At 74.3% G+C, this 4,365-nt stretch carries 4 protein-coding genes and 1 riboswitch; of the genes, 2 read left to right on the forward strand and 2 right to left on the reverse strand.

Annotation, left to right across the window (positions count from 1 at the left end; genetic code table 11):
- Positions 1-168: 168 nt before the first annotated feature.
- Complete coding sequence (locus ACTIDRAF_RS0222905; protein WP_016701040.1) at positions 169-432, reverse strand: hypothetical protein; 264 nt, start codon at positions 430-432, stop codon at positions 169-171.
- A 699-nt stretch (positions 433-1,131) separates the two neighbouring features.
- Between ACTIDRAF_RS0222905 and ACTIDRAF_RS0222910 the strand changes: the two genes are divergently transcribed.
- Positions 1,132-1,797 carry a phosphotransferase gene (locus ACTIDRAF_RS0222910; protein ID WP_016701041.1) on the forward strand — a complete coding sequence of 222 codons (666 nt, stop codon included), beginning with the start codon at positions 1,132-1,134 and terminating at the stop codon, positions 1,795-1,797.
- Between the two features lie 52 nt (positions 1,798-1,849).
- Here the strand turns inward: ACTIDRAF_RS0222910 and ACTIDRAF_RS0222915 are convergent, their stop codons facing one another.
- On the reverse strand, positions 1,850-2,446 hold the full coding sequence (locus ACTIDRAF_RS0222915) for a cadmium resistance transporter (RefSeq protein ID WP_016701042.1): 597 nt from the start codon (positions 2,444-2,446) through the stop codon (positions 1,850-1,852).
- Positions 2,447-3,135: 689 nt separating this feature from the next.
- On the opposite strand from ACTIDRAF_RS0222915, the gene ACTIDRAF_RS0222920 reads away from it, so the two are divergent.
- Positions 3,136-3,987: a fumarylacetoacetate hydrolase family protein gene (locus tag ACTIDRAF_RS0222920; protein ID WP_016701043.1), complete on the forward strand. Its 852-nt coding sequence runs from the start codon at positions 3,136-3,138 to the stop codon at positions 3,985-3,987.
- A 175-nt stretch (positions 3,988-4,162) separates the two neighbouring features.
- A riboswitch (cobalamin riboswitch) is annotated at positions 4,163-4,249 on the forward strand.
- The last annotated feature ends 116 nt before the right edge of the window (positions 4,250-4,365 follow it).

Raw genomic sequence — 4,365 nt, forward strand, 5'->3', positions numbered from 1 at the left:
TCCGCGCCCGAGGTGGCGGGCGGCGGACCGGCGGTGGCGGTGGCGGGGCCCCGGCGGCCGGTGTCGTTTGCGGGGTGTGTCGAGTCGACCGGATGGCGACGGGTGTCCCCGCGGCCGCCCCCGGTGGGGAGGGATCCGGGTGGCCGCCGCGCGCACCCCCGCCGCCGGTCACGCGGGTTCGAGCACACCGCCCGCCCGGAGCCGTTCCTCGCTTCCGTCGAGGTAGCGCACCAGGACCTGCCCGCCGCTGGCGCGTGCCCGGTGCATCGCGCGTCCGTCCGCCACGAGGCGTCGGAGTGCCTCGCCGTAGGGGACGTTGTCGCTCTCCGCGACCCGCGCGATGGCGGCGACGGTGGTGGGGTGCAGCGAGAGCGAGTCGCGGCGTCCCGCCTCGGGGCAGGAGGTGGTGGCCGGCTCACGGAACTGGTTCATGGCTCCCCTCAGGAGGTGGCATGGTGGCGGACCGGCGAACGGGATCCTCTCGACCGCTGGTTGACGCGGACACCCGACACGCCTCGTCGGTGTGGTTCGCCCGCGTTCGGCGGACCGCACCGGTGTCCGCTCCGGGCCCCGCCCGGAGCGGCACCGTCCACGCGACGGAGGATGGGGTGTTCGCTGCCGGTCACCGTGCGCCGACGGACATCGTCGATCCTCTCGCGCGGGGAGTGTTCGGAACTCCGTCCGCCGCGCGTGATCATGGCAGCGCGGTCGTGGAACGGCAGCGCGACACCATCACCACGCCCCGCTTTCCCCACCTTCGAGTGGTTTCACACCACCCGCCCGTGGGTACAGGAGCCCGACGCTGGTGCCTGGGGAGCGCGACCACGGCCCGTCCTCCCGTGCCCGCCTCGGGTCGCGGTAGCCGCCGGCCCGCTTCCGGACGTCGCGGAACGGCTCAGGGCGACGACCACGGGTCCGGGGATCCGCCGCGACGCCCTAGCCCGTGACGGCCGGCCGCCGCGCCCCCGGTGAACGGGCAACCCGGGCAGTGCCATCCCCGCGCACCCGGTGTTCCGGCAGTGGCGACACCGGGCGCCTCGTCCGCCTCCTCCGCCCGGCGGTCCGGCTTGGACAAGCTGTGCTGGCCGCTCAGCGGCCCGTTCGGTGTCGTCACGGGCTAGGGTCAGGCAGGTGACGGACGCGGTGTTGCTCGCGGCCGGCCGTGACGCGGACGTCTTCGCCCTCGATGCCGACCGTGTCCTGCGCCGTTACCGGGCGGGTACGGACGCGACGGCCGAGGCAGCGGTCATGGTGCACCTCGAGGCGTTCGGGTACCCGGTGCCCCGGGTCCACGGGGTGGACCACGCCGACCTCGTGCTGGAACGACTGGACGGCCCGACTCTGCTCCAGGCCGTGGTCGACGGTCTGGTGAGCCCGGCCGACGCGGGCCGCCAACTCGCGGACCTCCAGGCCCACCTGCACACGCTGCCTCCCCGGGTCGCGACCGAACCCGACTGGCGGATTCGGCATGGTGACCTGCACCCGGGCAACGTCGTGCTCGCGAAGCGGGGACCGGTGGTCATCGACTGGCGCAACACGACGGAGGGTCCGCCCGACCTGGACACCGCCCTCTCCGCCGTGGTCCTGGCGCAGGTCGCGGTGGACGACGACGGACCGCTGGCCGGGATCGCACGCGCGTTCCTCCCAGCGTTCCTCGCCCACTCCCGCCGCGACGTCCTGGCGGTACTGGAGGAGGCCGTGGCGGCCCGCCGCGCCGATCCGAACCAGACCGACGCGGAGATCGCCCAGCTCGGACGGGCGGCGGCGCTGATCCGCACGCTCGCCGCCGCCCGCTGATCGGCGGGTCGGACGGTGGGGGCCGCGACCCGGCCCGCCGTCCGAGGGTGCCCTACAGGCCGAAGGCCCCGCCCTCGACGAGGATGAGAAGCCCGATGGCGATCAGGACGACCGGCAGCAGGATGTGCCCCCAGCGGGCCAGGGCGCTGGCGATGGCGGGACGGCTGGCCAGGTAGCGACCGGCCAGGACCAACAGGGCCAGCAGGACGAGGAAGGTGACGATGTGGACGCTCATCCCGCCGGCCCCCGCGGTGGCGAAGACGGGCACGTAGACGCCGATGTTGTCCCCGCCGTTGGCGAAGGTCACGGCCGTCACCGCCAGGACGGTGGGTCCGGTCCGGGCGGCGGCCTTCTCCTCGTCCGGGTCGTCCCGGTGCCGCCACGCCTCCACCGCCGCCCGGACGCCGAGGAGGAGCGGGAGCAGGCCGAGGTAGGGCACCGCACCGGCGGGCAGGAAGGCGGCGCCGAGCGCGGCGGCGACCGAGACGAGCAGGATCCCGCAGAAACCGAGGTACTGGCCGAGGACGATGGTGCGGGTGGTGCCGGGGCGTCCAGCGCCCTGGGCGAAGAACAACGCGAGAACGACGACGTCGTCGATGTTCGTGACGACGAACAGGCCAACCGCCTGGACGAGGACGGCCACGGTCACGGAGCCGCCGGTGCCGTCGTCCGGAGGACGTCGCGCGGAGTGCTGGGGCCGGGCCGGTGCGGCTGTCGGGAACTCGGTAAGCGCATGCTCGCCCTTCGACTGCTGGTATCGGCGCGATGACGCTACGCGACAGGGCTGGCCGCGTCAGCCTGCTCGCGCCGCCTCCCAACCCCGGGTGGCGGTGCGGGGGGGCAGGCCAGGCGCGGGCGGGTCGCGGCGTCGCTGGGCGGGACAGGCCCGCCTGCGCCGTGCGGGGCGGCGGTTGGCTGCCACGGGACGTCTCGTTGTCCGCCCTGGTCGCGCGGCACGCGGCGGCACGCCCACAGCACCTGAGGGCGCCCCCGAGGGGGCGGGGTCGCCGTGGACGAGGACGGGCAGGTCCCGCTCCTGGCTCGCTCCGGGCCGGCGCGGACGACCTCGGTCGGCCGGGTGTCCTCCGGCCGGGAACGACGGCCCGGGACCCTACCGGGTGGACGGGCGGTCCCGGTGCCGGGGAGGACGCCGGGCAGCGCGGACACCCGGGGCGCGGCCGTACCCGGGCCCCGCCGGAGCCGCCCCCGGCTGGCCCGTGGCCAGTTGCGGCCCGGATCAGCGCCACCGGCGGCAATACACTCGGCGGAGGCGGCTGTGGTCCCGCGGGGTGCTCGTGGTGAGCGGCCGCGCCCTCCACCAACCTGGGAGACCTCCGGATGAAACTGCTCCGCCTCGGACCGGTGGGCGCCGAACGTCCCGCCGTCCGCGCCGACGACGGCACCACCTATGACCTGTCCCCGGTGACCGCCGACATCGACGGCACCTTCCTCTCCTCCGACGGGGTGGCCAGGGTCAGGTCGGCCTTGGCGGCCGGCGAACTGCCCGTGCTGGACACCGGCGGCCTGCGGGTCGGGGCGCCCGTCGCGCGCCCGCAGTCGGTGGTCTGCATCGGGCAGAACTACGCGGCGCACGCCGCCGAGTCCGGGGCCGCACCGCCCGACCAGCCGATCATCTTCCTGAAGACGCCGAACACGGTGGTGGGCGCCTTCGACGACGTCGAGGTACCGCGTGGTTCGGAGCGCACGGACTGGGAGGTGGAGCTGGCGGTGGTCATCGGCCGGCAGGCCGCCTACCTGGACTCCCCCGAGGACTCCGCCGCCCACATCGCCGGCTACGCCGTCTCCAACGACGTGTCCGAGCGGACCTTCCAGATCGAGGACTCCGGAGGGCAGTGGTCCAAGGGGAAGTGCTGCCGCACGTTCAACCCGTTGGGGCCCTGGCTGGTCCCGGCGGACGAGGTGCCGGACCCCTCCTCGCTGGGCTTGCGCTCCTGGGTGAACGGGGAACCGAGGCAGGATTCGTCCACCTCGGACATGATCTTCTCCCCCGCGTACCTGGTGTGGCACCTGAGCCAGTACCTCGTGCTGGAACCAGGCGACGTCATCAACACCGGCACCCCGCAGGGGGTGGCCCTGTCGGGGCGGTTCCCCTACCTGCGGGCGGGTGACGTGATGGAGTTGGAGATCGACGGGCTTGGCCGGCAGCGGCAGGCCCTGGTCCCCGGCTGATGTCGGGCTCGTCCTCGACCAGCCGGGCCGCTGACCTTCAGTCACGCTCGGGTAACAGCTAGCGAGCACCCCTCGATCAGGTGGTCTTCGGCTGGTTAGCGTGGCACGGATCGACCTCGACGGCGGTGCGTGACGTGCCGACCGCGCCAGCACAACTGAACAGGTGGCCTCAGCGGGGGAAGCCGGTGCGAATCCGGCGCTGACCCGCAGCCGTGTGTGCCCGGGACCGTGCGAGACGAGCCCGCCACGAGTCGGAATGCCCGCTGGGCCACCGGTCGCTCGCTCACGAACTGCCGAGGATTGCAGGACGGAGCCCTCACGCGCGGGCACCTCCGACCGCCGGTCCACCTCGGGTGGCCGGCTCCCGGAGCGGCGGGC

This window comes from Actinoalloteichus spitiensis RMV-1378 (assembly GCF_000239155.1).
Classification (GTDB): domain Bacteria; phylum Actinomycetota; class Actinomycetes; order Mycobacteriales; family Pseudonocardiaceae; genus Actinoalloteichus_B; species Actinoalloteichus_B spitiensis.

Excerpts from the sequence above, each read along its gene's own strand:
- ACTIDRAF_RS0222905 (WP_016701040.1), bottom strand. The coding sequence starts at position 432 with ATGAACCAGTTCCGTGAGCCGGCCACCACCTCCTGCCCCGAGGCGGGA.
- ACTIDRAF_RS0222920 (WP_016701043.1), top strand. The coding sequence starts at position 3,136 with ATGAAACTGCTCCGCCTCGGACCGGTGGGCGCCGAACGTCCCGCCGTC.